Annotated in this window: 1 protein-coding gene; it reads left to right on the top strand. The window is 72.4% G+C overall.

From position 1 onward, the window contains the following. Window position 1: 1 nt before the first annotated feature. Window positions 2-1,164 (top strand): PP2C family protein-serine/threonine phosphatase (locus tag ACFY7E_RS32860; RefSeq protein ID WP_389491512.1); only part of this gene is annotated, 1,163 nt, incomplete at its 3' end.

The following is a 1,164-nucleotide window of genomic DNA, read 5'->3' as shown; positions in this document are numbered from 1 at the left end:
AATGGACAGATTCGTCGCGATCGAGCGCGCCCTGCGCTCTGCCACGCCCGACGCCCTCCTCCGTTCCCTGGAGGAAGGGCTGGTCGCGCACTACGGTGCCGCGGACGTCACCCTGCTCATGGCCGACTACGCGATGACCATACTGCAACCGGTCACGGCACTCCCCTATACGAAGGAAGCCGTCCCCGTCCACGACAGCGCCCCGGGCCGGGCCTTCAACTGGCAGCTGCCCCACGCCGAGGGTGCCGGAGGGGACGGGCCGGTCACCGTGCACCTGCCGGTGAGCGTGCGCGGCGACCGCATCGGGGTCCTGAGCCTGTGCCTGCCGGACTGGCGCGAGGACTCCGCCACCGCCCGGGAGCTGGCGGAGATCGCCGAGGTCCTCGGGCACGAGATCGTCGTCGGCGAGCGCGACACCGACCTCTACCTCCAGGCCCGCCGGGCCGACCGCCTCACGCTCGCCGCCGAGATGCAGTGGCAGCTCCTCCCCGGGCGCTCGTGCAGCCGTCCCGAGTACGACATCGGCGCGCAGCTCGAACCCGCCTACGCGATCTACGGGGACAACTTCGACTGGTCGACGTCGACCCACGACCTCACCCTGACCGTGACCAACGGCATGGGCGAGGGGATCGACGCGGCCCTGCTGACCAACCTCGCGGTCAACGCCCTGCGCAACGCCCGGCGGGCCGGCCTGTCCCTGACCGACCAGGCCTACCTCGCCGACCAGGCGGTCTACGGCCAGCACCGGGGGGCCCAGCACCTCGCGGTCCTGCTGCTGCGCTTCGACCTGGACAGCGGGGCGACGGAGATCGTGGACGCCGGATCGCCGAAGATGTGGCGCGTGCGGCGCGGCAGGGCCGAGCAGATCGAGCTGAGCGCCCAGCTCCCCCTCGGCATGTTCGAGGACACCGTCTACACTGCCGAGCACTTGCGGACCGAGCCGGGCGACCGCCTCGTCTTCGTCAGCGACGGCGTCTACGACGTCGCCTCCCCGTCCGGGGAGCGCTACAGCGAGCGGGCCCTGGCCCGGGCCCTGACCAGCACCCGGCTCCTGCCCGCCTCCCAGGTCCCCCGCGCCGTGCTCCAGGAACTGGCCGGCCACCGCGGCGTCATCGACCCCGACGACGACGCCATGGTGGTCTGCCTCGACTGGCGCGGACGGCC

This window comes from Streptomyces sp. NPDC012825 (assembly GCF_042900925.1).
In the GTDB taxonomy this organism is placed as follows: Bacteria; Actinomycetota; Actinomycetes; order Streptomycetales; family Streptomycetaceae; genus Streptomyces.
Note: the sequence above shows the minus strand (reverse complement) of the source record. Positions and strands in the feature narration are given on the sequence as shown.